The 24,114-nt window shown below is 65.7% G+C and carries 23 protein-coding genes; 14 read left to right on the top strand and 9 right to left on the bottom strand.

Annotated elements, in window-relative coordinates:
* Positions 1-153: 153 nt before the first annotated feature.
* Positions 154-690 carry a MarR family winged helix-turn-helix transcriptional regulator gene (locus ACUSIJ_RS26240; RefSeq protein WP_449311373.1) on the bottom strand — a complete coding sequence of 179 codons (537 nt, stop codon included), beginning with the start codon at positions 688-690 and terminating at the stop codon, positions 154-156.
* A 196-nt stretch (positions 691-886) separates the two neighbouring features.
* On the opposite strand from ACUSIJ_RS26240, the gene ACUSIJ_RS26235 reads away from it, so the two are divergent.
* From ACUSIJ_RS26235 to ACUSIJ_RS26195, 9 genes are all read left to right on the top strand, one after another.
* The gene (locus tag ACUSIJ_RS26235; RefSeq protein WP_449311372.1) at positions 887-3,220 is read left to right on the top strand and encodes a bifunctional salicylyl-CoA 5-hydroxylase/oxidoreductase; all 2,334 of its coding nucleotides are present in this window, start codon (positions 887-889) and stop codon (positions 3,218-3,220) included.
* A 9-nt stretch (positions 3,221-3,229) separates the two neighbouring features.
* Positions 3,230-4,036: an SDR family NAD(P)-dependent oxidoreductase gene (locus ACUSIJ_RS26230; protein ID WP_449311371.1), complete on the top strand. Its 807-nt coding sequence runs from the start codon at positions 3,230-3,232 to the stop codon at positions 4,034-4,036.
* Positions 4,033-4,890 (top strand): enoyl-CoA hydratase family protein, encoded by an 858-nt coding sequence (locus ACUSIJ_RS26225; RefSeq protein ID WP_449311370.1) that lies wholly within the window; start codon positions 4,033-4,035, stop codon positions 4,888-4,890. The genes ACUSIJ_RS26230 and ACUSIJ_RS26225 overlap by 4 nt, the downstream gene beginning before the upstream one ends.
* A gap of 1 nt (position 4,891) precedes the next feature.
* Positions 4,892-6,085, top strand: a complete 1,194-nt coding sequence (locus ACUSIJ_RS26220) for an acyl-CoA dehydrogenase family protein (RefSeq protein ID WP_449311369.1) — start codon at positions 4,892-4,894, stop codon at positions 6,083-6,085.
* A gap of 15 nt (positions 6,086-6,100) precedes the next feature.
* The gene (locus ACUSIJ_RS26215; protein ID WP_449311368.1) at positions 6,101-6,514 is read left to right on the top strand and encodes an acyl-CoA thioesterase; all 414 of its coding nucleotides are present in this window, start codon (positions 6,101-6,103) and stop codon (positions 6,512-6,514) included.
* Positions 6,507-6,905 carry a RidA family protein gene (locus ACUSIJ_RS26210; protein ID WP_449311367.1) on the top strand — a complete coding sequence of 133 codons (399 nt, stop codon included), beginning with the start codon at positions 6,507-6,509 and terminating at the stop codon, positions 6,903-6,905. Before ACUSIJ_RS26215 ends, ACUSIJ_RS26210 begins: the two co-directional genes overlap by 8 nt.
* Before the next feature lie 86 nt (positions 6,906-6,991).
* The gene (locus tag ACUSIJ_RS26205; protein ID WP_449311366.1) at positions 6,992-8,158 is read left to right on the top strand and encodes an ABC transporter substrate-binding protein; all 1,167 of its coding nucleotides are present in this window, start codon (positions 6,992-6,994) and stop codon (positions 8,156-8,158) included.
* A 60-nt stretch (positions 8,159-8,218) separates the two neighbouring features.
* The gene (locus ACUSIJ_RS26200) at positions 8,219-10,261 is read left to right on the top strand and encodes an FAD-dependent oxidoreductase (protein WP_449311365.1); all 2,043 of its coding nucleotides are present in this window, start codon (positions 8,219-8,221) and stop codon (positions 10,259-10,261) included.
* A 78-nt stretch (positions 10,262-10,339) separates the two neighbouring features.
* On the top strand, positions 10,340-10,825 hold the full coding sequence (locus ACUSIJ_RS26195) for a MarR family winged helix-turn-helix transcriptional regulator (protein WP_449311364.1): 486 nt from the start codon (positions 10,340-10,342) through the stop codon (positions 10,823-10,825).
* Positions 10,826-10,840: 15 nt separating this feature from the next.
* Here the strand turns inward: ACUSIJ_RS26195 and ACUSIJ_RS26190 are convergent, their stop codons facing one another.
* The 8 genes from ACUSIJ_RS26190 to ACUSIJ_RS26155 all read right to left on the bottom strand — a co-directional run bounded on the left by ACUSIJ_RS26190 (position 10,841) and on the right by ACUSIJ_RS26155 (position 18,899).
* A complete protein-coding gene (locus ACUSIJ_RS26190) occupies positions 10,841-11,323 on the bottom strand; it encodes a flavin reductase (RefSeq protein WP_449311363.1) in 483 nt (160 codons plus the stop codon).
* Positions 11,324-11,409: 86 nt separating this feature from the next.
* A complete protein-coding gene (locus ACUSIJ_RS26185; protein ID WP_449311362.1) occupies positions 11,410-12,150 on the bottom strand; it encodes an SDR family NAD(P)-dependent oxidoreductase in 741 nt (246 codons plus the stop codon).
* 10 nt (positions 12,151-12,160) lie between these two features.
* Positions 12,161-12,523, bottom strand: coding sequence for a hypothetical protein (locus ACUSIJ_RS26180; protein WP_449311361.1), 363 nt, complete (start codon positions 12,521-12,523; stop codon positions 12,161-12,163).
* A 23-nt stretch (positions 12,524-12,546) separates the two neighbouring features.
* Positions 12,547-13,710: an acyl-CoA dehydrogenase family protein gene (locus ACUSIJ_RS26175; RefSeq protein WP_449311360.1), complete on the bottom strand. Its 1,164-nt coding sequence runs from the start codon at positions 13,708-13,710 to the stop codon at positions 12,547-12,549.
* A 483-nt stretch (positions 13,711-14,193) separates the two neighbouring features.
* Positions 14,194-14,901, bottom strand: coding sequence for an ABC transporter ATP-binding protein (locus ACUSIJ_RS26170; RefSeq protein WP_449311402.1), 708 nt, complete (start codon positions 14,899-14,901; stop codon positions 14,194-14,196).
* Positions 14,898-16,667: a branched-chain amino acid ABC transporter ATP-binding protein/permease gene (locus ACUSIJ_RS26165; RefSeq protein ID WP_449311359.1), complete on the bottom strand. Its 1,770-nt coding sequence runs from the start codon at positions 16,665-16,667 to the stop codon at positions 14,898-14,900. Before ACUSIJ_RS26165 ends, ACUSIJ_RS26170 begins: the two co-directional genes overlap by 4 nt.
* The gene (locus ACUSIJ_RS26160) at positions 16,664-17,707 is read right to left on the bottom strand and encodes a branched-chain amino acid ABC transporter permease (protein WP_449311358.1); all 1,044 of its coding nucleotides are present in this window, start codon (positions 17,705-17,707) and stop codon (positions 16,664-16,666) included. Before ACUSIJ_RS26160 ends, ACUSIJ_RS26165 begins: the two co-directional genes overlap by 4 nt.
* Positions 17,708-17,747: 40 nt before the next feature.
* On the bottom strand, positions 17,748-18,899 hold the full coding sequence (locus ACUSIJ_RS26155) for an ABC transporter substrate-binding protein (protein ID WP_449311357.1): 1,152 nt from the start codon (positions 18,897-18,899) through the stop codon (positions 17,748-17,750).
* 608 nt (positions 18,900-19,507) lie between these two features.
* On the opposite strand from ACUSIJ_RS26155, the gene ACUSIJ_RS26150 reads away from it, so the two are divergent.
* The 5 genes from ACUSIJ_RS26150 to ACUSIJ_RS26130 are packed head-to-tail and all read left to right on the top strand — an operon-like array spanning position 19,508 to position 24,027.
* Entirely contained in the window at positions 19,508-20,302 is a 795-nt protein-coding gene (locus tag ACUSIJ_RS26150) for an aspartate/glutamate racemase family protein (RefSeq protein WP_449311356.1), read from the top strand.
* Between the two features lie 44 nt (positions 20,303-20,346).
* Positions 20,347-20,775: an organic hydroperoxide resistance protein gene (locus tag ACUSIJ_RS26145; RefSeq protein WP_449311355.1), complete on the top strand. Its 429-nt coding sequence runs from the start codon at positions 20,347-20,349 to the stop codon at positions 20,773-20,775.
* A gap of 11 nt (positions 20,776-20,786) precedes the next feature.
* Complete coding sequence (locus ACUSIJ_RS26140) at positions 20,787-21,977, top strand: thiolase family protein (protein WP_449311354.1); 1,191 nt, start codon at positions 20,787-20,789, stop codon at positions 21,975-21,977.
* Entirely contained in the window at positions 21,974-23,215 is a 1,242-nt protein-coding gene (locus tag ACUSIJ_RS26135; RefSeq protein ID WP_449311353.1) for an SDR family NAD(P)-dependent oxidoreductase, read from the top strand. Before ACUSIJ_RS26140 ends, ACUSIJ_RS26135 begins: the two co-directional genes overlap by 4 nt.
* Before the next feature lie 23 nt (positions 23,216-23,238).
* Entirely contained in the window at positions 23,239-24,027 is a 789-nt protein-coding gene (locus tag ACUSIJ_RS26130; protein ID WP_449311352.1) for a cyclase family protein, read from the top strand.
* Positions 24,028-24,114: the final 87 nt, after the last annotated feature.

The following is a 24,114-nucleotide window of genomic DNA, read 5'->3' as shown; positions in this document are numbered from 1 at the left end:
AGCAAATACGATCTTGCCCTAAAATTGAAGTAATATCAGCAGATAACACAAGAAAGGACGACTCTCATTTATATGAAAAAACATATTTATATGGCGGCAAAGGCCGCTCCACATGCTGCCATCGATGACGACGCGCCGCCGCCCGGCATGGGCTCAGTCCTTGTCGACAGCCCCTTTGGCTTGCGTTGTCGCACGCAAAACGGAAGACTTGAGAGCCCCTAGCTGCAGCCACAGAGCGTCCTGTTCCTTGCTGTCGAGATCGCCGACGAGTTCCGCGATCCATTCGCTATGCTCGGATGCCATTTCCGCGAAGACAGTTCGCCCGCGAGGGGTAAGGCGGACAACGGCGGCGCGGCGATCGGCCTCGCTCACCTGCCGTTCGACCAGCTCTTCCTGCACGAGGCGCTCGACGAGACCGGTCAGGTTGCCGTTGGACACCATCATCCGCCGCGACAGCTCGCCCAGCAGCATGCCGTCCCGCGACCGCTCCAGCTGCGCCATGAGGTCGAACCGCGGCAGCGTGGTGCCGAACCGCTCGCGCAGCCGCTTGCGAATCTCAGTCTCGATCATGGTAGCGCAGGTCAGCAACCGCAGCCACAGCCGCAATTCCGTCCGGTGCGCATGCGGATTCTCATGCACCTTGGACTCGGCATCGATCAATACGCTGTCATTTTCTCCAGTGACTTCCACGATGCAATCCCGCCTCTATATCTCCCCTTTGCTTCATACTTAAATTATCTTGAAAAAACAATGTTCGTGTCATCCAGCAGCCAGAGAGGCGCAAAATGACGCGGATTCGACGCTTGACAGGGTATGTTTTGCGCCATTATTTTAATATTAAAATAATCGTTCCGGACGGGAACCATTACCCAGGAGGGTCGTCCCCATGCGCATCGTTTGTATAGGCGGAGGTCCGGCAGGACTGTATTTTGGGCTTCTCATGAAGAAGTTCCATCCCGGGCATCGTGTCACCGTTGTCGAACGCAACAAGCCCTACGATACGTTCGGCTGGGGCGTGGTGTTCTCCGACGCCACCATGGACGCCATGAAGGCGTGGGATACGGAGAGCGCCGCCGATATCCAGGATGCCTTCAACCATTGGGACGATATCGAGGTGCTGTTCAAGGGCACCCGCCAGCGGACCACCGGACACGGCTTCGTCGGCATCGGCCGCAAGCGCCTGCTCAACATCCTGCAGAAGCGCTGTGAGGATCTGGGCGTCGAACTGGTGTTCGAAACGGAGGTCGACAGCGACCTCGACTTCCCCGACGCCGATCTCATCATCGCTTCCGATGGCTTCAACTCGAAGATCCGCAACCGCTACGCGGAGGTGTTCGAGCCTGATCTCGTCGTGCGGCCCAACCGCTACATCTGGCTCGGCACCAACAAGCTCTATGACGCCTTCACCTTCGACTTCCGCAAGACGGAGCATGGCTGGTTCCAGGCCCACATCTACAAGTTCGATGACCAGACCTCGACCTTCATCGTCGAGACCACCGAGGAAGCCTATGAGGCGCACAGCCTCGGCCAGCTTGACCAGCAGGGCTCGATCGACTTTTGCGAAAAGCTGTTCGCCGAGGTGCTCGACGGCGCGAAGCTCATGACCAACGCCCGCCACCTGCGCGGCTCGGCCTGGCTCAACTTCAACCGCCTCATCTGCGGCAAGTGGAGCCATTTCAACGGCCGCTCGCATGTTGTGCTGATGGGCGATGCGGCGCATACGGCGCACTTCGCCATCGGGTCGGGTACCAAGCTCGCCATCGACGACGCCATCGAACTCACCTGCCAGTTCGAGAAATTCGGCCACGGCACGGAGGCCATTCCCGCCGTCCTCGACGCCTACGAGGAAGTGCGGCGCGTCGACGTGGCGCGCATCCAGAACGCCGCCCGCAACGCCATGGAATGGTTCGAGGTCGTCGGCCGCCGCTACGCGGACACGCTGGAGCCGGAGCAGTTCATGTACTCCATGCTCACCCGCTCGCAGCGCATCAGCCACGAGAACCTGCGCCTGCGAGACAGGAAATGGCTCGAGGGCTACGAGCGCTGGTTCGCGCGCAAGACGGGCCTCAACGTGGCGGACGACGCCCGGGCGCTGCCGCCCATGTTCACGCCCTACACGGTGCGGGGTGTCACGCTCGCCAACCGCATCGTCGTCTCGCCCATGGCCATGTACTCGGCGAAGAACGGGCTCATCGACGACTTCCACCTGACGCATCTCGGCGCCCGGGCGCTGGGCGGCGCCGGGCTGGTCTTCGCCGAGATGACCTGCGTCTCGCCCGACGCGCGCATCACTCCCGGCTGCCTCGGACTGTGGAACGAGGAGCAGGCCGCCGGCTGGCGGCGGCTGGTGGATTTCGTCCACGGCTACAGCGACGCCAAGGTCGGTATCCAGCTCGGCCATGCCGGCCGCAAGGGCGCGACCAGGCGGCCATGGGACGGCATCGACCAGCCGCTCGACGGCGATCCCGCGACCGAGGAGGGCGGCTGGCCGCTCCTCTCCGCCTCCGCCCTGCCCTACCTGCCGCACAGCCAGGTGCCGAAGGCGATGGACCGCGCCGACATGGACCGCGTCAAGGCCGATTTCGTGCGCGCCGCCGAGTTCGCCGCCACCACCGGGGCCGACTGGCTCGAGCTTCACGTCGCGCACGGCTACCTGCTGTCGAGCTTCCTGTCGCCGCTCACCAACCGGCGCGACGACGAATACGGCGGCAGCCACGAGAACCGAGCACGCTATCCGCTGGAGGTTTTTGCCGCCATCCGCGCCGTCTGGCCGGCGGACAAGCCGATATCCGTGCGCCTGTCCTGCCATGACTGGTTCGAGGGCGGCAACACGCCCGACGACGCGGCGATCTTCGCGCAGTTCTTCAAGGATGCCGGCGCCGACCTCATCGACTGCTCGTCGGGGCAGGTGTGGAAGGAGGAAAAGCCGGTCTACGGCCGTCTGTTCCAGACACCGTTCTCGGACAAGATCCGCAACGAAATCCATATCCCGACCATTGCGGTCGGCGCGATCTCGGAAGCCGACCACGCCAATTCGATCATCGCCGCCGGCCGTGCGGACCTGTGCGCCCTGGCGCGCCCCCACCTCGCCGATCCTGCCTGGTCGCTGCACGAGGCGGCGAAGATCGGCATCACCGGCATCGAATGGCCGAAGCAGTACCGGTCGGCCAAATACCAGTACGAGTCGAACCTCGCCCGCGCCGCCGGCACGTCCCAGTAGGAGCATGCGATGTCCACCACTGCACCCCTCGCCGGCCGGCACGCTCTCGTCACCGGCGCCGGCGGCGGCATCGGGGCAGCCATTGCGCTGGCGCTCGCGGGCGATGGCGCGAACGTCACCCTGGCCGGGCGGCGACGGGAACCGCTCGACGCCGTCGCCGCGCAATTGCCGCCGGGCCGGGCCTTCGTCGCGGACGGTTTCGACGTCACCGATGTCGCCGCCATCGCCTCGGGGCTCGAGCGGGCGAATGCCGCCTTTGGGGCGGTCTCGATCCTGATCAACAACGCCGGCGAGGCGCCCAGCAGCCCCTTTCACAGGACGACGCCCGAGCTGTGGCAGCACGTGCTCGCCGTCAACCTCACCAGCGTCTATCTGGTGACGCAGGCTGTGCTGCCACAGCTGCGCGGGCATGGCGAGGGTACATCTGGCGAAGGCGCGCGCCTCATCAACGTCGCTTCGACGGCGGGCCTCACCGGCTATGCCTATGTGTCCGCCTATACGGCGGCGAAGCACGGGGTCGTCGGCCTCACGCGCGCGCTGGCGCTGGAGCTGGCGCGCACCGGCATCACGGTGAATGCGATCTGCCCCGGCTATACGGATACGGCGCTCGTCGGCCGCTCGCTCGACATCATCACCGAAAAATCCGGCCGCTCACGCGAGGAGGCGCTGGCTGAGTTCACGAAATCCAATCCACAGGGGCGTCTCGTTCGACCGCAGGAAGTGGCGGACGCCGTGCGCTGGCTCGCAGGACCCGGCGCATCATCGATAACAGGACAGGCCATCGTGGTGGCCGGCGGGGAGGTCATGGCAGGATGAGCGACACGGCAACTCTCACTTCGATGCGTTCGCATCTGCGCCCGTTCAAGGATTACGAGGCGCGTCACTTCCTCTGGGAGACGAGCGACGACGGCCGCGTGGGGACCCTCACCCTCAACCGCCCGGAGCGCAAGAACCCGCTGACCTTCGACAGCTACGCCGAGATGCGCGACCTGTTCCGCGACCTCGTCTACGCCTCCGACATCCGTGCCGTGGTGCTCGCGGGCGCCGGTGGGAACTTTTCGTCAGGCGGCGACGTGTTCGAGATCATCGAGCCGCTGACCGAGATGGCGATGCCGGACCTCATCGCCTTCACCCGGATGACGGGCGATCTCGTCAAGGCGATCCGCAAATGCCCGCAGCCGGTCATCGCGGCGGTGGACGGGGTTTGCGCAGGTGCCGGCGCGATCCTCGCCATGGGCTCGGACCTGCGCTACGCGACGCCGGCGGCGAAGACGGCCTTCCTGTTCACCCGCGTCGGCCTCGCGGGGGCGGACATGGGCGCCTGCGGCATCCTGCCGCGCATCATCGGCCAGGGCCGGGCGGCGGAGCTGCTGTTCACCGGCCGCGCCATGAGCGCCGAGGAAGGCCATGCCTGGGGCTTCTACAACGCGCTTCACGAACCCGACGCCCTGCTCGGTGCCGCAATTGCGGTCGCGCACCAGCTCGCTGACGGTCCCTGGTTCGCCCACGGCATCACCAAGAACCAGCTCAACACGGAATGGGCCATGGGCCTCGACGAGCTGATCGAGGCGGAAGCACAGGCGCAGGCCATCTGCATGGCGACGAAGGATTTCCGCCGCGCCTTCGAGGCCTTCGCGGCCAAGCGCAGGCCCGCCTTCGAGGGGGACTGACATGACCACCCCCTCCGTCCTTGCCGGCCCGACGCGCGAGCATCTCGCGTGGCCGTTCTTCGAGGAAAAGCACCGCGCCTTCGCGGAAAAGCTCGACGCCTTCGCGGCTTCCGGCGCACTCCACGGCGTCGACCCCGCCGATACGGACGCCGCCTGCCGCGCACTGGTGCGCCTGCTCGGCGAGGCCGGGCTGCTCGCGGCAGCGACCGGCAACGCCGGCAGCGCGGCCATCGACTCGCGCACCATCTGCCTCGCCCGCGAGACGCTGGCCTGGCACGACGGCCTCGCCGACTTCGCCTTCGCCATGCAGGGCCTCGGCACCGGCGCCATCAGCCTCGCGGCGTCGGACGAGCTGAAGCAGGCGGTGCTGCCGCGCGTCACCGCCGGCGAATGGCTGGCCGCCTTCGCCCTGTCGGAAGCGCAGGCCGGCTCCGATGTCGCGGCCATGCAATGCGCGGCGCAGCGCGAGGGAGACCATTACGTCCTCGACGGCGAGAAGACGTGGATCTCCAACGGCGGCATCGCCGACGTCTACACGCTGTTCGCCCGCACCGGCGAGCAGCCGGGCACGCGCGACATCTCGGCCTTCGTGGTGTTCCCCGACGATCCGGGCTTTTCCATCAAGGAGCGCATCGAGGTCATCGCCCCCCATCCGCTCGCCACCCTGCGCTTCGACGGTTGCCGCATTCCCGCCGCGCGCCTGCTGGGTGCGCCGGGGGAAGGCTTCAAGATCGCCATGCGTACGCTCGACATTTTCCGCGCCTCCGTCGCTGGTGCCGCGCTCGGCTTCGCGCGTCGCGCCCTCGATGAATCGCTGGCACATGCCAAAGCGCGAAAGATGTTCGGCGCGACGCTGGCCGACCTGCAACTCACGCAAGCCGCCCTCGGCGACATGGCGACGAGCGTCGACGCGGCCGCGCTGCTCACCTACCGCGCCGCCTGGCGGCGGGACGTGGAGCAGAAGCCGACGACGCGCGAGGCCGCCATGGCCAAGATGACAGCGACCGAAACCGCCCAAACGATCATCGACCGCGCCGTACAGCTCTTCGGCGGGCGCGGCGTCAAGAGCGGCGAGACCGTCGAAAAGCTCTACCGCGAGATCCGGGCGCTGCGCATCTACGAGGGCGCGACCGAGGTACAGAAGCTGATCATCGCGCGCGAGTTGCTCAAGGCCGAATTGCCCAAGGCGCCATGACCGACAGGAGTCGATATGTTCGAGACCTCGCGCCCCCTGCGCTTCGGCCAGTGTGACCCGGCGGGCATCGCCTATTTCCCTTCCTACATCGACATGCTTGTCGGCGTGACGGAGGACTTCTTCGCCCATATCGGCGCGTCGTGGACGGCGCTCGTTCGCGAACGCCACATCGGTGTTCCGACCGTGCGGCTCGACGCTACCTTCGTGAAGCCGGCCTTCCACGGCGACCGGCTCGACTTCACCCTGCGCGTCGCCGGGCTCGGCCGCAGCTCGCTCGACTTCGCCCATCACGTGGCCGTTGGCGGCGATACTGTCTGGACGGCGAGCCAGCGCCTCGTCGCGACGTCGCTCGATAGCCATCGGCCGATCCCGTGGCCGGACGATATCCGCACCCGTCTTTCCCACCATCTGGAGATCAACGATGCATAAGGTCCTGCAACCTGAGGGGTGGGCCAGGCCCATCGGCTACGCCAACGGCGTGGAGGCGCGCGGACGCACCGTCTTCGTGGGCGGACAGATCGGCTGGAACGCGCAGCAGCAGTTCGAAACCGACGACTTCACCGAACAGGTTCGCCAGACGCTCACGAACGTTGTCGCGGTGCTCGCCGAGGCGGGCGCCGGGCCGCAGCACATCACCTCCCTGACGTGGTACTTCACCGACAAGGAGGAATATGTCGCCAACCTCAAGGGCGTGGGACAGGCTTACCGTGACATTATCGGCAAGCATTTCCCCGCCATGGCCGCCGTGCAGGTGGTCGCGCTCGTCGAGGACCGAGCCAAGATCGAAATCCAGGCCACTGCCGTCATCCCGGACCAGTGATTGGCGGGACGACGGCGCCCGTCGCGAAGAATAAAAAATGAAACGCCGGAACGGACGATGTAAGCAAACACAAGGGGAACTCTGCCATGAAATACTATCAGAAGCTGCTTTTGTCTGCTGCGATGCTTGTCCCGCTGGTTTGTGGCGGAGCGCGGGCGGAGATCGTCGTCGGTTTTATTACGGGCCTCAGCGGCCCAGTTTCGTCCATCGGTATCCCGAATGCGAAGGGCGTACGGGCGGGGTTCGAGTATCAGGGCGAGATCGACGGTGAGCCAATCCGCATCATCCAGCTCGACGACACGTCGGATCCCTCCATCGCCACCCGCAACGCGCGCAAGCTTGTTGAACAGGATCGGGTCGATTTCCTGATCGGCACCTCCGGCGCTCCGCAAACGGTGGCCATGGCCGTGACCGCTGTTGAGCTGCAGGTGCCGATGATCGCGATTTCGCCCATCTCGCCCGTGGCTCCCGGCAGGGATGGACCCTGGGTCGCGCAGGTGCCGCAGCCGACGACCCTGCTGGTGCAGGGCATTGTCGATCATATGAAGGCCAACGACGTCGGGACCGTCGCCTTCATCGGCTTCAGTGATGCTTTCGGCGATCTGATGTACAATTCCCTCGTGGAGGCCGCCGGCGCCGCGGACATCAAGGTGGTCGCGGACGAGCGCTACGGCCGAGCGGACACATCGGTGACGGCGCAGGTTCTGAGAACCGTATCCACCCGCCCGGACGCGGTCATGATCGGCGGCACGGGTACCTCCGGCGCGTTGCCGGTGCTTGCCCTGAGGGACAGGGCCTACAGGGGCGCCGTCTACGGCAACCACGGTATGATCAGTGCGGATTTCCTCCGCATCGCCGGCAATGCGGCGAACGGCATCATCTGTCCCACCGGCCCCGTCACGGTGGCGGAACAGTTGCCGGAATCGAACCCGATCCGCGAGGTGGCGCTGGCATACCGGGCGGCCTATGAGAAAGTGAACGGCGCGCCGCCCTCCGACGGCTTCTCCGCCTATGGCTTCGACGGCTGGATCGCCTTCGTCGATGCGGCAAAGCGGGCGAAGGCTTCGGGCGCGCAGCCGCGCACCCCGGAGTTCCGCAAGGCGCTGCGCGAAGCCATCTTCAACACGCGGGAATTCGTCGGCACGCAGGGAATCTACAACTTCAAGCCCGACAACCTCGACTGGGTCGACGAACGAGCCCGCGTGCTGATCCGCATCGAGGACGGGCAATGGAAGTTGCTCCCGCCCCTGTGACGGGCGGGCAGCCGCGCCCCGCCCGCTCCCACAGCACTGCCCGGCATCCGTGAGGTTTTCATGTCCGTCTCAGTCCGCATAGAAGATCGCGTCGCGCTGATCACCATCGACAACCCGCCGGTCAACGTCACGTCGCACGCGGTTCGCGAGGGGCTCGTAGCCGCGCTGGACAAGGCCGGGACAGCGGATATCGAGCGCGTCATTCTGACGGGTGCCGGCAGGGCCTTCGTTGCCGGAGCGGACGCACGGGAGTTTGCCGCTCCTGCGCGCGCACCGCACCTGCCGGACATCATCGCGCGGATCGAGCGTTTTCCCGTGCCCGTGATCGCGGCGATCAACGGGACGGCGCTCGGCGGCGGCCTCGAACTCGCCCTCGCCTGCCGCTGGCGCATCGCATCACCCGCCGCCACGCTCGGCCTGCCGGAGGTGACGCTCGGCATCGTCCCCGGCGCAGGCGGCACCCAGCGCCTGCCCCGCCTCACCGGGCTCGCCGCCGCGCTGTCGCTGATCAGCGAGGGGCGGCTGATCGGCACAGCTGAAGCGCAGCGCCTCGGCATCGTCGATGCGGTCGACGCCGATCCCGTCGCCGCCGCGCACGCCCTGACGCTTACCGAACGCCCCGCGACCGGCGATCTGCCCGCCCCTGCTGCCGACGATGCGGCCGTGGAGGCCGCGCGTCGACATGCCGAGCGGCGGCTCGCCCGCCAGATCGCGCCGCTGAAGGCCATCGACCTCGTCGCCGCCTCCGCCCGCCTGCCGCTCGCCGAGGGCCTCGTGCTCGAGCGGCAGACCTTCCTCGACCTCCAGACCTCCGATCAGGCCGCCGCCCTGCGCCACATCTTCTTCGCCGAACGTGCCGCCGCAGGTCGAGGCCGCGAGGGCGGCGCAGAGGTTCGCTCGGCCGTCGTGGTCGGCGGCGGCACCATGGGATCGTCCATCGCCTATGCGCTTGCCGGGATCGGCATCGACGTCGCACTGGTCGAGACCGACGCGGCCGCCGTCGAGCGCGCCCGCGCCAATATCGCGAGGCTCTATGACGAGGCGGTCAGGCGCGGCAAGTCTACGGCGGAAGCCGCCGCAGCCGACCGGGAAGCCCGCTTCGCCTTCCACGCCGGCTACGACGCGCTCCCGGCCGCCGACATCGCCATCGAGGCCGCATTCGAGGATCTCGACGTCAAGCGCCGCATCTTCGCAGCGCTCGACACTGCCTTGCCGGAAACGGCTGTGCTCGCCACCAACACCTCCTATCTCGACGTCGACCGCATTTTCGACGGCGTGCGCCGTCCGGAGCGCTTGCTGGGCCTGCATTTCTTCAGCCCGGCCCACGTCATGAAACTGCTGGAGGTGGTGAAGGCGCGCGAGACCTCGCCGGAAACGCTCGCGACCGCCCTGCGGCTTGCCGCCCGTCTGAAAAAAATCCCAGTGCCCGCGGGCGTCTGCGACGGCTTCATCGGCAACCGCATCCTCACCCGCTATCGTCAGACGACCGACATCCTGCTGATCGAGGGTGCGACCCCGTGGCAGGTCGACGCCGCCATGCGCGGCTTCGGCATGGCGATGGGCCCCTATGAGGTGCAGGACCTCTCCGGCCTCGACATCGCCTATGCCAACCGCAAGCGGCTCGGGTGGAAGACGAGGGAGAACTTCCGCTACATCACCATCGCCGACCGGATCGTGGAGGAGACGGGGCGGCTCGGCCGCAAGACCGGCGCGGGCTGGTACGATTACGCCGACGGCAAGGCAACCCCCTCACCGCTGATCGAAAGCATCGTGAAGGAAGAGTCCGCCAAGGCCGGCATCACCCGCCGGGACTTCACCGACGAGGAAATCGTCACCCGCGCGACCACCGCCATGATCGAGGAAGGCTTCCGCATTCTCGAGGAAGGCATCGCCGAGAAGGCGGCGGATATCGACCTGGTGCTCGTCCACGGCTATGCCTTCCCGCGCTGGCGCGGCGGGCCGATGCACTACGCGGGCCGCGTGGGCCTCGCCGAGATCGAGCGGCGCATCGAGGCATTCGCCGCTGACGACCCGCTGTCATGGGAAGTGCCCGGCCTCCTGCGCCGTCTCGCGCAGGAAGGACTCGGCCCGGATGATCCGTGAGGAATGGTCCCGCATTCGCCCTTCGCCATCTGCCGGGCGGTCATGTTATCGTCGTCGCGCAACGGACCGAGACAGACGATGAGCAACGCCCTCCCGCTACCCGACGAGCCACACAAGGATTTCCGGAAAACGGACTGGCCGTTCTACTGGATCGTCCGCGTATCGGCCGTCTACACCCAGGTCATGGAAAGCGTGCTCAAGCCCCTCGGCCTCGACATGCCGGCGTGGCGGGTGCTGATGTCGCTGCACGAGGGCCAATCGCTCAGCATTTCCGAGATTGCCGATTTCTGCGTCATACGCCTTAACACGACGACCAAGATCATCCAGCGCATGACCGCAGAGGGGCTGGTGGAGCGTCACCAGAGCCGATCGGACGGGCGCGTCACGGAAGTGCGCATCACCGAGAAGGGCGAACAGGCGCGCCGGCTGGCCTGGGCGGAGGCGGAGCGTATCTTTGCCGCCGGCTTCAAGGCTGTTGGCCCGACCGAAATCGAGGCCATGAACACCACGCTGCAGCATGCATTCACCAATTTGCGCCGCCTGCGCGAATCCGTGGAGAACTGAGAGACCACCCCGCGCTCACGCGGGGTGCAGATGGTGGAAGGTGCGGTTGAAATAGACGAGGTTTTCCGCTTCCCGCACCCTGATCTGCTCAACCTGGCAGATAAACATGGTATGCGTGCCGACCTCGAGGCGGCAGACAATCCTGCAATCGAGCGCCGTCGGGGCATCTGAGAGTACCGGCGATCCCGTGGCCAGCGTTTCCCATTCCCCGCTCGCGAACCTGTCCTCGCTCGACACGCGGCTGCTGGCGAAAGCCTTCGACAGCGCCTCGTGCCGTCCCGCGAGGATATTGACGCACAGTACGCCGTTGTCGCGCACGACATCGTGCGAGCGGTTCGCGCGGTTGATGCACACGACGATGGTCGGCGGCGAGTCGGTGACCGAGCACACCGCCGAAACCGTCAGGCCGCAGCGGCCCGCGGGGCCGTCAGTTGTCACCAGGTTGACGCTGGCGCCGAGCCGACTCATCGCTTCGCGGAATTCATCCGAACTGATCATGAAATCTACTCCCGCAGACGCATTGCATACGGAGAGGCCCAGCGAATCGCGCGCATACGCGACCCCTTCGGCGCCCGCCCGGGCCGTCAGCGCAGATAAAGCCCGCCGTTGATATCCCAGGTGGCGCCTGTGACGAAACCCGCTTCCCGCGAGGCAAGGTGCAGCACGGTCCGCGCCACGAATTCCTGCGAGCCGAGCGTTCCGACCGGGATGGTCGACAGGACGCCGGGCAGCCGGTCGGCCGGGATCGTACGGTGGACGATGGGCGAGTCGAGCGGCCCCGGCGCGATAGCGTTCACGGTCACGCCGAAGGGAGCGAGATCGCGCGCGAACACCTTCGTCAACGTCAGTATCGCGCCCTTGGAGGCGGCGTAATGCGCGCCGGTCGCCGTGCCACCGTTCTGGCCCGCGAGCGAGGCCAGGTTGACGATGCGGCCGTAGCCGCGCTCCTTGAAATAGCGCCCGAACACCTGCGAGCCGGTGAAGGTCCCGCCCGCATTGATCGCCATCACCTCGTTGAACTCCTCCGTCGTGATGTCGAGCACCGGCTGCGCCCGCGTCACGGAGGCGTTGTTGACGAGTACGTCGACATGTCCCCACTTCTCCACCAGATGCGCCAACGCGGCTTCGAAATGCTCGCGCTTCGCGATCTCCAGTTCGAGGCCAACGGCCGTCTCGCCCGTGCCGTCGAGCTCGGCGGCGATCTCCAGCGCGCGCGCGCGGTTGCGACCGGTGACGGCGACGCGGTAGCCGGCGCCGTGCAGGGTGCGGGCGATGATCTCGCCCAGTCCGGCCGTCGCGCCGGTGACGATTGCGATCTGCGTCATCGCTGCGGCCTCACAGATTGGGGATGACGAGTTCGCGCCCGATGCGGGCTTCGACCCGGCAGAACTTCCACAGCCGGTATTCGCCCACGGGCGTCGTGCGGAACAGGTTGCAGGCTGCGACCACAGTGGCGTGGTCGGGCACGTCCGCCAGGATGTAGGCGGTCCACGGCCAGCCGTTGGGCGACGTGCCGACCATCGTCTGGTCGTCGTCGATGGTGCCGAGAATGGTCACACCGGGCAGGTTCCTGAGATCATTCAGCATCACGCCGAATGCTCTCCAGACGGTGCCGATCTCGGCGGCGGGCAGATCGAAGAAGTTCTGCTGCACGGCGATGCAGAACAGGACACGCAAGGGCTTTGTTTCAGTGGTCATGATAGTTCCCCTTCTTTTGCTGATCACGGATAGCCGGGCACGCCCGGCTGGCTGAGCAGCGCCCCGCCCGCGCTTTCCCAGGTTCCGAGGCCGAGAAAGGCGTGCTGGGCGACAGCAGCGGCATCGTTCATCGCCCGTCCGAGCGGATGATGGCGAATGATGGCGCGGGTGCCGCCGGCGACGTAAGCCGCGCGCGCCACCTCGGCCCCCGCATGGGCAGCGCTGGTTGCGGCAAGGCGCAGGCGGATGCGCTGCTGTTGGCTCAGGTCGTCGCCTGCAAGCAGCGTCTGCCAGGCGTCCTCGATGGTGTCGTAGAAGTAGCCCCGTGCGCCCGCCAATGTCGCCTCGCCGCGCGCGAGTTCCGCCTGCACGTAGGCCCGCTTCGCCAGCACCGGCGCGCCGGTGATGGAGCCGTCGCCGACCGCCAGGTCCGCCAAGACGTTGAGCGCCTCGCGCGCGGCGCCGAGCCCGACGACCGCCAGTACCTGCGCGGCGATCGCCATGGCGGGATAGCGGAAAATCGCCCCTTCCCGGTTGGACTTGCCGCCGCGCACGAAAGTCCAGTCCCGCGCGATTTCGGCGTTCTCCAGAACCACGTCGTGGCTGCCGGTGGCAAGCAGGCCGATGGTGTCCCAGTTCTCGTCGACGGTGACGCGCTCGCGCGGCAGCACCGCCATGCGCGGCAGGCCGCCGTCGTCCCAGCCCTCGACCTTGACGCCGACACCGACGAGGGATGCGCCCATCACCCCCGAACAATAGTTCCACCGCCCGGAAACCGTCAGCACATCGCCGTTCGAGCGCGCCGGCTGGGGCGGGAACAGGGCGCCCGCGAACACCGTATCGGGATCGCGGCGATAGATCTCCGCGAACCGTTCCGGCGGGAGGCCGGCGAGATAGACCGACGAGACGCCGAAGCTCGCGACCCATCCGGTCGAGGCATCCGCCGTCGAGATGCGTTCCAACAGGCGGCAGAAGTCGGCCGGCGAGCGCTCGTCGCCGCCGAACTCGCGCGGCACGAAGGCCCGGTAGCAGCCGAGCTGCTGGAGCTTGCGCACGATATCCTGCGGCACATGGCGCAGGTTCTCGAATTCGAGGCGCCGCCGGCGAATTTCGGCGAGAATGGCATCCGCGTCGACGACGGCGTCCCCGCTTCGCGGTCCCCTCCTGTCAATACCATCCGTTGTCATGGTCGTTCATTCCTCTGTTTATTGTGTTATTGGCTTTATCGTCCGGGCGTCCGCGTATTCAGCAGCCGATCATGATGGGGTCGGCGGGCACCGGTGCCTTGATGCGTTCCGTCGAAGACGCCCCGGTTCGCCGCTTGAAAGCCCTCCAGAACCGGAAAAGCGGCCTTCGCCCCTCCTGCAAGCGCATACACACTGTCGGGGCGCATCGGGCAATTCAACTTACGTGAAAATTACCGTAAATTGAAGAAGAGTCAACAATATTTTTTAAATATATAATATTATTATTATAGAATAAAAAACAAATTTCCTCGGAAACAATCTCCCAAGGCGTACTAAGCTTACTGGCTTTATTTATGAGCTTGGTCTGTTGCGTATTATTCCCTCAAATGCCCTCCGTCTCGTTCATGACCGGGCCAGGTACCTTCCCCTCCGCTCTTTCAGGGGGATAGCGGGACGGGCCATTCTGCCCCGCCCCGTTCCGGATCAGCCCAGATAGGTGGCGATCAGCTGGGGGTCGTGAATAAGCTCCTTCGACGGTCCCGAACTCGCCAGTTCGCCGGTTTCGAGCACATAGCCGAAGTCGGCGGTCTCCAGCGCCGCGCGGGCGTTCTGCTCCACGAGCAGCAGCGATACGCCGAGCTCCCGCAGCGAACTGATTACGTGGAAGATCTCGCGCACGATGAGCGGCGCGAGGCCGAGGCTCGGTTCATCGAGCATCAGCAGGCGCGGCTTCGTCATCAGCGCGCGCCCCAGCGCCAGCATCTGCCGCTCGCCGCCCGACAATGTCCCCGCAAGCTGGGCGTGCCGCTCGCGCAACCGCGGAAAACGATCGTAGACAGCGTCGAGGTCGCGCGCAATATTGTTGCGGTCGCGGCGGCTGTAGGCGCCCAGGATGAGGTTGTCGGCGACCGACATCTCCGAGAAGAGCTCGCGCCTTTCCGGCACCAGGCAGAGGCCGCGCTCGACGCGCGCCTCGACGTCCAGCCTCGACAGGTCCGCGCCGTCGTACAGGATGCACCCCTTATAGGGCAGGAGCCCCATGATGGCGGTCAGCAGCGTCGTCTTGCCGGCGCCGTTGGGACCGATGACGGTCGCGACATGGCCCGCCTCGACGGACAGGCTGACACCCCGCACGGCCTCGACCTTGCCATAGCTGACGCTGACGTTCTCGACGGAAAGCAGCGACATCAGCTCACTCCTCCAAGGTAGGCTTCCTGCACACGGGGATCACTGCGCACGTCGGCGGGCAGGCCTTCGCAGATCTTGGTGCCGAAATCCATCACCACGATGCGGTCGACGAGGTTCATCACCAAGTCCATGTCGTGCTCGACGAGCAGGATCGTCAGATGCTGCGCCCGCAGCGAGCGGAGCAGCTCGGCAAGGGCGATTTTCTCCTGGCGACGCAGACCCGCAGCGGGCTCGTCGAGCACCAGCAGCACCGGATCAGATGCGAGCGCACGCGCGATCTCCAGAACGCGCTGCTGCCCAAGCGCGAGGTTGCCCGCCTGTTCGAAGGCCTTGTCGGCAAGACCCACCCGTTCGAGCTGTTGCCACGCCTCATAGCGGGCGCTCGCCTCCTCGGCCCGGTCGAGCCGCAGCGCTGACGACAGGAAACTCGCGCCGGTGCGCTGGTAGGCGCCAAGCGCGACGTTATCAAGCACGCTCATGCGCGGGCGAAGCTTCACATGCTGGAAGGTGCGCGCGATCCCCGCACGCGACGCCTCGCGCTGCGCGCTCCCGGTAACGTCGAGGCCGGCAAAGCGGATCTCGCCCGATGTCGCGCGCAACGCCCCGGTGAGCAGGTTGAACATGGTGCTCTTGCCGGCGCCGTTGGGGCCGATGAGGCCGACGATCTCGCCCGCCCGGATCTCGAAATTGACCTTGTTGACGGCGACGAGGCCCTGAAACCGCTTTTCGGCGTCGCGTACCTCAAGTAACGGGGTGCCGGGCGCGGGCTGCGGGCGGCGCGGCAGGGCGGGCGCTGGGGCGGGCGGAGCCATCGCGGGCTTCGGCAGAAAGCGCACGATATAGGGCACGATGCCGTTGCGCGCGTTCTGAAGGAACAAAATGAACAGGAAGGAGAAGGCCACGATTTCAAGCTGCCCGGAGGCGCCGCCAGCGATCAGCGGCAGGATATCCTGCACGTAGTCCTTCAGCAGCGTGATGAGAGCCGCGCCGATGACGGCGCCGATAGGACTGCCGGAGCCGCCGATCATTGCCATCATCAGGTATTCGATGCCCATCTTGGCCTCGAAGGGCGTCGGGCTCACGAAGCGGCCGAGATGCGCGTAGAGCCAGCCGGACATTGCCGCAAGCAGAGCCGCGATGACGAACACGGTGAGCTTGATGTGAAAGGCGTTGACGCCGAGACTCTCCACCAGCAGGTTACCGCCGCGCAGCGTGCGCATCGCTCGTCCTACCCGGGAATCGAGCAGGTTGTAGGCGAGCACGAGCGCGACGATGACCACAGACCAGATCAGGAAATAGATCTGCGTACCCGACAGCAGTTCGAGCGAACTGATGGTAATGGGTGGAATATTGGCGATGCCGTTGAAGTGGCCGAGCCCGTCGATATTGCCGAACAGGAAGGCGATGGCGAGCCCCCAGGCGAGCGTGCTGAGCGACAGGAAATGTCCCTGGAGCTTCAGCGTCACTACCCCGAGAAACGCCGCGATGCTGCAGGTGAGAACCACGGCGAGCAGCAGACCGATCCACGGCGAACAGTCGCTGATTGCCGTCGCCCACGCCGTTGCATAGGCGGCAACGCCGACGAAGGCCGCCTGGCCGAAGGAGACGATGCCGCTCACGCCCGTCAGCAGGGCAAGGCCGATGGCTACCAGAGCGTAGACGCCGATGTAATTCATCAGCGTGATGCTGAACGAGTTGAGCGTGTAGGGTGCCGCCAGGAGCAGAAGGGCCGCTGCCACGCCCGCCGCACGGATCTGGTTAGGGCTCATTCTTCGATGTCTTCTTCTGAATGGGTGGAGGCAATGGACCGCCAGATGAGGATCGGGATCAGCAGCGAGAACACGATCACCTCCTTGAGCGCGCTGCTCTGGAAGGAGGCGAAGCTCTCCAGCAGGCCGACGAACAGCGCCCCGAGCGCCGTCGAGGGATAGCCGACGAGCCCGCCGATGATGGCGCCGACGAAAGCCTTGAGGCCGAGCAGGAAACCGGAATCGTAGAAGATCGTGTTGACCGGCGCGATGAGCACACCCGACGCGCCCGCCATCAACGAGCCGAGGATGTAGGCGATAGCGCCCGACCGCGCCGGCCGGATGCCCATCAGCCGCGCGCCCGTGCGGTTGACGGCGGTGGCGTGCAGCGCCTTGCCGGTCAGCGTGTAGTCGAAGAAAAGATAGAGGCCGAGGCTGAAGATCACCGACGTGACCACGATCAGGATCGTCTGGCCGGAGATCAGGATGCCCGCGAGATCGACCGACATCTCCGTCAGGGGTTGGGTGCGCACGCCCTCCGGCCCGAAGAACAGCAGGCCGAGCCCCGAGAGCGCGAAGTGCAACGACACCGAGACGATGAGCAGGAGCAGCACGGTGGCGTCGGCGATGGGACGGAATATGATGCGGTCGAGCAGGGGCGCGATCGGCAGTACGAGCAGGATCGCCAGCGCGATACGCGCCGCCATCGGCAGCTCGAACGCGATGCCGAAGCGCACCGCCGCGACCACCAGTAGCGGGAGGCCGAGATAGAAGAGAACGGCGCGGGGAATGGCATGGAAATCCCTTCTCCGCGTGAGCGATACGACCTCTATCAGGGCGGCGATGACGGCGAGCGCGATGACGAGGCTGATCGTGCCCGGCACCTGCCGGTTCTCCAGTGCCGCCAGCGTCAGGGCCGCGAAGGCGGCAATATCGCCGAACGGCACGAAGATGACCCGCGTAACCGTGAAGATGAGCACGAGGCCTATTGCGACCAGAATATAGATAGCGCCGTTGGCGATACCGTCTATTCCGAGGATCGCAGCAATTTCAAGCGTCATTCTGCGTCACGCCTTCCTGTCGTTGTTGGGCAGTGTCGGCTCAAGGCTCATATTTCCAGGCGCCGTTCTCAAGGCGCACAAGCACGAGGCCGCGCTCGTCGACGCCATAGTTCGAAGCGGGCGTGAAATTGTAGATGGCGTGGACGCCGGCGAGCTCCGTCGTCGAGAAGATCTCGTCCTTGAGCGCCTGGCGGAATTCCTGCGTGCCGGGCGTAGACTTCGCCTTCGCGCGCGCGGCGGCTTCCGCGAATATCAGCCACGCGTCGAATGAATAGGCCGAGAAGCTGTCATTGGTCTGGCTCTTGTTGACCTTTTCATACGCGGCGCGGAAATCGAGCGCGATCTTCTTGGCGAAATGATCGTCTGGCAGTTGCTCCGCCACGATGACCGGCCCCGCAGACAGCAGGATTCCCTCGGCCGACTTGCCGGCAACGCGGATGAAGTCCGCGTTGACGAGCGCGGGCGTACCGTAGACCCGTCCCTTGAAATTCCGGTCGGTCAGGGTCAGCAGCGGCAGGGCGCCCTGCGTGCCGGAACCACCGATGAGCACGGCATCGGGACGGCCCGCCAGAATTTTGAGGATCTGGCCCGTCACGGAGGTGTCCGTGCGCGAGTAGCGCTCATTCGAAATCACCTTGAACTGGCCGGCCTCTTCCGCGGCCTTCGCGCCCGCGTAGACGAAATCGCCCCACGCATCCGAGAAGCCGATATAGCCCGCGTTCTTGACGCCGTCGCGGTGCATCCGGTCCGTGACGACCTTGACCATGAGCGCCGGCGGCTGGGGGACGGCGACCGTCCACTTTTCCGCCCCCTCCTTCTCGTTGAGGTTGATCGGCGAGATCGCGATGAACGGCACCTTCAATTCACTCGCCACGGAGGCGATGGCGATGGTGGCGGGCGCAGTCGCGGTGCCGATGAGGACATCGACCTTTTCTTCCTCGACGAGCTTGCGCGCGGCGCGCGTGGCGGCGGACGGATCGGAGCCGTCATCGAGCTGGATGAGCTGGATCTTCTCGCCGTCGACCTCGCTGCGGTATTCAAAGCCGGCGGCGATGCCCTTGGCGTACGGAATGCCGATCGAGGAGCCGTTGCCGCTCAGCGCGGTCACGAATCCGACCTTGATATCGGCCAGCGCCACCTGCGCGGAAAGGATGCCGGCGAGAAGCGATACTGCGGATAGCCACTTGTTCATTCTACTTCCCTCTTCGTTTTATTGTTCGATAGCGGCCGAAAATGAAGATGATCGGCCATCACGACAGGAACTGAACTGGCGGACAGACCTGCATTGGCGCTTGCCCCCGGCGACGTCCGCTTCAATCACCACAAGAACGGATGACAACGGCAAGTCGCGCGCACACCAACTTCAAATTTGCATGGAAAGCGCGCCCTCCCCGAACGATGTCGGCCGACGTCCAGCGCCTGACGCAGCAAGGCATTCTCAATTCCCCTTCGCGACTGGCTCGCATTATTATTTTAAGCTTAGAAGAATTGCATGACGGAAGTCAACGGCATATTTCAGGAGCGATGATTCTTTTCGCATATAGCCTCTATAAACGCCAAAATTATCGTTTATTGACAATATGTTCATCTCTACTCTCCCGATTTGCGGTAAACCCGCCGCATGTCGGCACCTCCGCAGGCCTATGCTGCTGCAAGATTATTGGCAGCCGTCACCGGCTCGGTTGACGACCTAATTAGTTTATGCTTTAAATTTCTGGTCCGCTAAGAAAACCTCCGGCAATCGACGGCCGGAAACGACGGATCCCGTATGATGATCCTGCAAGATCAAGCGGAGGGGACATGCGCATATTCTGGCAGAGCTTCGTGGATGCGTCGGCGAGCGCGCCATACATGGCGCGCCTGCGAGACTACCTGAACGGCATCGCCGCCCCCGGGGTGACGGTGGAGGTGGCGGGACTGTCGCCGCCGGATCGCGATTTCGGTCGCCTCAGCGAGTTGCGCTGCGCGATTCTGACGATCGACAACGGGCTTGCTGCGGAAGAGGCTGGCTACGATGCCGTCGTCATCGGTCATTTTCAGGAACCCGGCCTCTATGAGTTGCGTGCATCGCTACGCATACCCGTGATCGGCACGGGCGAGGCGTCGCTCCATGCCGGCGTACAGCTCGGCCGACGCCTGGGCCTGATCACGCTCGACAGCGTTTTCGAGACTTGGCATCTGGAACAAGCCGCGTTGTACGGCCTCGGGGACCGGATCGTCGGCGTACGCGGGCTCGATTGCACGCCCGGAGACTTCAGCGACGCCTTCGCCGGCGACGAGGCAGCCTACGCGCGCATGCGCGCCGCTTTCGTGGCGTGCGCCCGTCCGCTGGTCGATGCGGGAGCGGATGTCATTATACCCGCCGGCGTCCTGCCCGGCCTGCTGATCAGCCGCGAGCACGGCTTTACGGTCGCGCACGCCCCGGTCGCCAACTGCGCGGCGGTGGCCCTGAAGAGCGCCGAGATGTGGGTGCAGCTACATCGGCTGAACGGCATCGAACCAAGCCGGGGACCGTCCTTCGCCCTTTCGTCCGCGCGGGCGCGGGACGATTTCCGCGCACTTGTCGCCCGAGGGCGCGGACAACAGGGTGCCTGAAGCCGGCGGCGCGCGTGATGCATACGAAACGAGGCAGGCCTTCGATGACGAAACCAGAAAAGATATTGTACAGCGCACGGGCGAGCGCCACGGGCGGCAGGCAAGGCGAAGCGGCAAGTTCTGACGGGCGGCTATCCGTCCAGCTCTCCGTTCCCGCGGGACTTGGCGGCGACGACGGACCGGGCACCAATCCCGAGCAGCTTTTCGCAGCAGGCTATGCCGCGTGCTTCCTGGGCGCGGTGAAGCTCGTCGCTCGCACACGGAAGATCTCGCTTGCGGACGACACGACGATCACCGCCGTCGTCGGCATCGGACCCGTGACGGTCGGCTACGCGCTTGCGGTCGAGCTTCGGGCGTCGCTGCCGGGAGTGGAGCCCGACCTCGCCAGGGAGATCGTCGCGCAGGCCCATGAGCGTTGCCCCTATTCGAACGCGACGCGCGGCAACGTCGACGTGACCCTGACGGTCGTCTGAAGGGAATGTCCGTGACGCCTCCCGAACCACCGGTCACCCGTACCCCCTACGACGACGTGGTGCTAGTCACCCCCATCACCGTTCCGTATGTACGCTATTCCATCGAAAGCGCCCACTGGTGGATCGGCCGCGCCTTGCAGGCGCTCACGCGGGAAGCCGGCATCGCGCCTGCCGCCATCGACGGCCTGTGCCTCGCGAGCTTCACCGTGGGGCCCGATACCGCGATCGGCGTCACCCAGCACTTCGGCCTCAACGTGCGCTGGCTCGACCATGTGGCGATGGGCGGCGTCAGCGGCATCATCTCCCTGCGGCGGGCCGCGCGCGCGGTGCAGGCGCACGACGCCGACATCGTCGCCTGCATCGGCGCCGACACCAACCACCCCGACAGCTTCAGGCGGACGCTCTCCACCTTCTCCCGCTTCGCCCAGGACGGCGTCTATCCTTACGGTTCCGGCGGCGCGAACGCGAGTTTCGCCCTGATCGCCCGTCATTATATGGAACAATTCGGGGCGAGGCGCGAGGATTTCGGCAAAATCGCCGTGGATCAGCGCCGGAACGCCCTCCGCAACCCGCACGCGCTGATGAAGACGCCGCTCTCCCTCGACGACTATATGAACGCGCGGCCGATCAGTGATCCCATCCACCTCTTCGACTGCGTGATGCCCTGCGCGGGAGCCGAGGCATTTCTGGTGATGCGGCGGGAGACGGCAGCGCAATTGGGTCTTAGTGGCGTGCGCGTCCTCGCCACCATCGAGCGTCACAACGCCTTCGCGGACGATCCGATGCAGGTGCGCGGCGGCTGGGCGCAGGATATCGACGAACTCTATGCCATGGCGGGCGTCGGCCCGGATGGCCTCGATTTCGTCCAGACCTACGACGACTATCCCGTCATCGTCATGATGCAATTCGAGGACCTCGGCTTCTGCGGGAAGGGCGAAGGGCCCGATTTCGTGCGCCAGCACAGCTTCACCATCGACGGCAGCTTTCCCCACAATACCTCCGGCGGCCAGCTTTCCGTTGGCCAGGCAGGCGCGGCGGGCGGGCATCTGGGCATCGTCGAGGCGATGCGGCAGGTTCTGGGCACCGCAGGCCCCACCCAGGTCGCGGACGCGCGCGTCGGTCTCGCGTCAGGGTTCGGCATGATCAATTACGACCGCGGTCTCTCCTCCGGCGCGGTCATCCTGACGGGAGAAACCGGATGATCGATCCCCTCGTTCCTCCTCGCCGGAAGGATCCCCTCAGGCGCACGCGCCAGCCCACCCTTCCCCCGGCCGAGCGCAGCCGCAAGGCGCATGGCCTCATCCGCCCGGCGGCGGAAGGGCGTTTCATGCTGCCGCGATGCCGGGAATGCGGCACGTTCCACTATCCCCCAAGAGAGGCCTGCCCGAAATGCCTGTCCTTCGACGTGAAGCTCGCAGAGGCGCCCGCGGGGGGCGTTCTGGCGAGCGAAACCACGATCAGGGTGCCGAGCGAGGTCTATTTCCGCGAACGCGCGCCGTGGCGCATCGGCATCGTCACGCTCGACTGCGGTCCGTCGATGGTCGCGCATCTGCACGCCGATTGCACGCTTGGCGAGCGCGTGATGCTGTCCCTGCAACTCGACCGGAGCGGGCAGGCGGTCGCCTTCGCTCATCCCGCGACAAGGACTCCGAACATGGCCGATGACCCGCAATGGCGCGAACTGACCGCCGATCCCAAGTTCCGCCGCGTGCTGGTGACAGACGCGCGCGGCCCCGTCGGGCTTGCCGCCATCAAGGCCCTGAAGGCGGCGGGCGCCGGCACTGTGTTCGCGGGCGTGTCGGAGCAGTGGAAGCCTTTCCCGGGCGAGGCGGAACTGCGCGCGCTGGAAGGCGCGACCATCGTGCCGCTCGACGTGCGCGATGACAAATCGGTGCATGATCTGGCTTCCGATATCGGCGCCAAGGTCGACATTCTCATCAATACTGCCGCCCATATCCGCCCGGGCGGCGTGCTCGAGCGCAGCGGCCTCAACGTCCTGCGGGAGGAGCTTGAAACCGGCTATCTCGGGCTCGTGCGGCTCGCGCAGGCATTCGGTCCCGTCATGCGCGCGCGCGGCGCCGACGGCGTCAACAGCGCAGCCGCGTGGGTGAACATTCTGTCCGTCTACGCGCTCGCGAACCTGCCCGCCTACGGCGCCTATTCGGCATCGCAGGCCGCCTGCCTGTCGCTCGGCCAGTCGTTGCGCACCGCCCTCCGGCCGGGCGGTATCAAGGTCGTGAACATCTTCACCGGCCCGCTCGATATCGAGTGGTTCCAGACCGAGCCGCCGCCCAAGGTCGCCCCCGCCGCGCTGGCGCGCGCCATCGTCGATGCCCTGCGGCGCGGGTTGGAGGACGTCTTTGTCGGCGACGTCGCGCAGGACATTCATGCGCGTTTCCTCGCCGATCCAAAGGCGCTGGAACGAGAGCTCGCGGGCTGAGGCCGAAATGCCGGAGGAAATGCATGCCTACCTTTGACCTGTCCGGCTTCGCCGAAGCGATTGCCTCCGGCGAAATCGCTGTCGTCGATCTGACCTTCACCCTGTCACCGGATTTTCCCGTCATCGTCATGCCGCCGGAAATCGGCCAGTCGGCCCCCGTCCGCATCGAGGAAATCTCCCGCTACGATGCTGCAGGTCCCGCCTGGTACTGGAACAACCTGAGCTTCGGTGAACACACCGGGACCCACTTCGACGCGCCGGTGCATTGGTATACAGGCCGCGACCTGCCGGACAACAGCGTCGATACGCTGCCGATGCGCCATATGATCGCGCCGGCCGTCGTCATCGACTGCACGCGCGAGGCGGCGGCCAATGCCGATTTCCTGCTCACCGTGCCGTTCCTCGCAGCATGGGAGGCTACGCACGGACGCATCCCCGCCGGGGCATGGGTACTAATGCGCACGGACTGGTCCAAGAAGGACTGGCGCGCCTATGCCAACCTCGGCGACGACGGCGCGCATACGCCGGGCCCCGATGCAGCCGCCATCCGGTGGCTGGTCGCGGAACGCGACATTCTGGGCTTCGGCACCGAAACCATCGGCACGGACGCCGGCCAGGGCGGTCATCTCGATCCCCCCTATCCCGCCCATCATTTTCTGCACGGCCACGGCAAATACGGCCTGCAATGCCTGACCAACCTCGACCGCCTGCCCGCGCACGGCAGCGTGATCGTCGCTGCTCCGCTGAAAATTCAACGCGGCTCCGGAAGCCCGTTGCGCGTGCTGGCGCTGGTCCCGAAGGATGCCACCTGATCCAGGGCGCTGGAACCGGCTATAATTTCCACCTTGGCGCATCCGGCCGTGCGGGAGCAGAAAAGGCCGAACCATAGGGAGATCGCA

The sequence above is a fragment of the Pseudochelatococcus sp. B33 genome, from assembly GCF_053570585.1.
This window is presented reverse-complemented; position numbering and strand designations above follow the sequence as displayed.

What these genes read in the sequence shown, in the direction of transcription:
- ACUSIJ_RS26235 (WP_449311372.1), top strand. Translation starts at nt 887, where the DNA reads ATGCGCATCGTTTGTATAGGCGGAGGTCCGGCAGGACTGTATTTTGGG.
- ACUSIJ_RS26230 (WP_449311371.1), top strand. Translation starts at nt 3,230, where the DNA reads ATGTCCACCACTGCACCCCTCGCCGGCCGGCACGCTCTCGTCACCGGC.
- ACUSIJ_RS26225 (WP_449311370.1), top strand. Translation starts at nt 4,033, where the DNA reads ATGAGCGACACGGCAACTCTCACTTCGATGCGTTCGCATCTGCGCCCG.
- ACUSIJ_RS26220 (WP_449311369.1), top strand. Translation starts at nt 4,892, where the DNA reads ATGACCACCCCCTCCGTCCTTGCCGGCCCGACGCGCGAGCATCTCGCG.
- ACUSIJ_RS26215 (WP_449311368.1), top strand. Translation starts at nt 6,101, where the DNA reads ATGTTCGAGACCTCGCGCCCCCTGCGCTTCGGCCAGTGTGACCCGGCG.
- ACUSIJ_RS26210 (WP_449311367.1), top strand. Translation starts at nt 6,507, where the DNA reads ATGCATAAGGTCCTGCAACCTGAGGGGTGGGCCAGGCCCATCGGCTAC.
- ACUSIJ_RS26205 (WP_449311366.1), top strand. Translation starts at nt 6,992, where the DNA reads ATGAAATACTATCAGAAGCTGCTTTTGTCTGCTGCGATGCTTGTCCCG.
- ACUSIJ_RS26200 (WP_449311365.1), top strand. Translation starts at nt 8,219, where the DNA reads ATGTCCGTCTCAGTCCGCATAGAAGATCGCGTCGCGCTGATCACCATC.
- ACUSIJ_RS26195 (WP_449311364.1), top strand. Translation starts at nt 10,340, where the DNA reads ATGAGCAACGCCCTCCCGCTACCCGACGAGCCACACAAGGATTTCCGG.
- ACUSIJ_RS26190 (WP_449311363.1), bottom strand. Translation starts at nt 11,323, where the DNA reads ATGATCAGTTCGGATGAATTCCGCGAAGCGATGAGTCGGCTCGGCGCC.
- ACUSIJ_RS26185 (WP_449311362.1), bottom strand. Translation starts at nt 12,150, where the DNA reads ATGACGCAGATCGCAATCGTCACCGGCGCGACGGCCGGACTGGGCGAG.
- ACUSIJ_RS26180 (WP_449311361.1), bottom strand. Translation starts at nt 12,523, where the DNA reads ATGACCACTGAAACAAAGCCCTTGCGTGTCCTGTTCTGCATCGCCGTG.
- ACUSIJ_RS26175 (WP_449311360.1), bottom strand. Translation starts at nt 13,710, where the DNA reads ATGACAACGGATGGTATTGACAGGAGGGGACCGCGAAGCGGGGACGCC.
- ACUSIJ_RS26165 (WP_449311359.1), bottom strand. Translation starts at nt 16,667, where the DNA reads ATGAGCCCTAACCAGATCCGTGCGGCGGGCGTGGCAGCGGCCCTTCTG.
- ACUSIJ_RS26160 (WP_449311358.1), bottom strand. Translation starts at nt 17,707, where the DNA reads ATGACGCTTGAAATTGCTGCGATCCTCGGAATAGACGGTATCGCCAAC.
- ACUSIJ_RS26155 (WP_449311357.1), bottom strand. Translation starts at nt 18,899, where the DNA reads ATGAACAAGTGGCTATCCGCAGTATCGCTTCTCGCCGGCATCCTTTCC.
- ACUSIJ_RS26150 (WP_449311356.1), top strand. Translation starts at nt 19,508, where the DNA reads ATGCGCATATTCTGGCAGAGCTTCGTGGATGCGTCGGCGAGCGCGCCA.
- ACUSIJ_RS26145 (WP_449311355.1), top strand. Translation starts at nt 20,347, where the DNA reads ATGACGAAACCAGAAAAGATATTGTACAGCGCACGGGCGAGCGCCACG.
- ACUSIJ_RS26135 (WP_449311353.1), top strand. Translation starts at nt 21,974, where the DNA reads ATGATCGATCCCCTCGTTCCTCCTCGCCGGAAGGATCCCCTCAGGCGC.
- ACUSIJ_RS26130 (WP_449311352.1), top strand. Translation starts at nt 23,239, where the DNA reads ATGCCTACCTTTGACCTGTCCGGCTTCGCCGAAGCGATTGCCTCCGGC.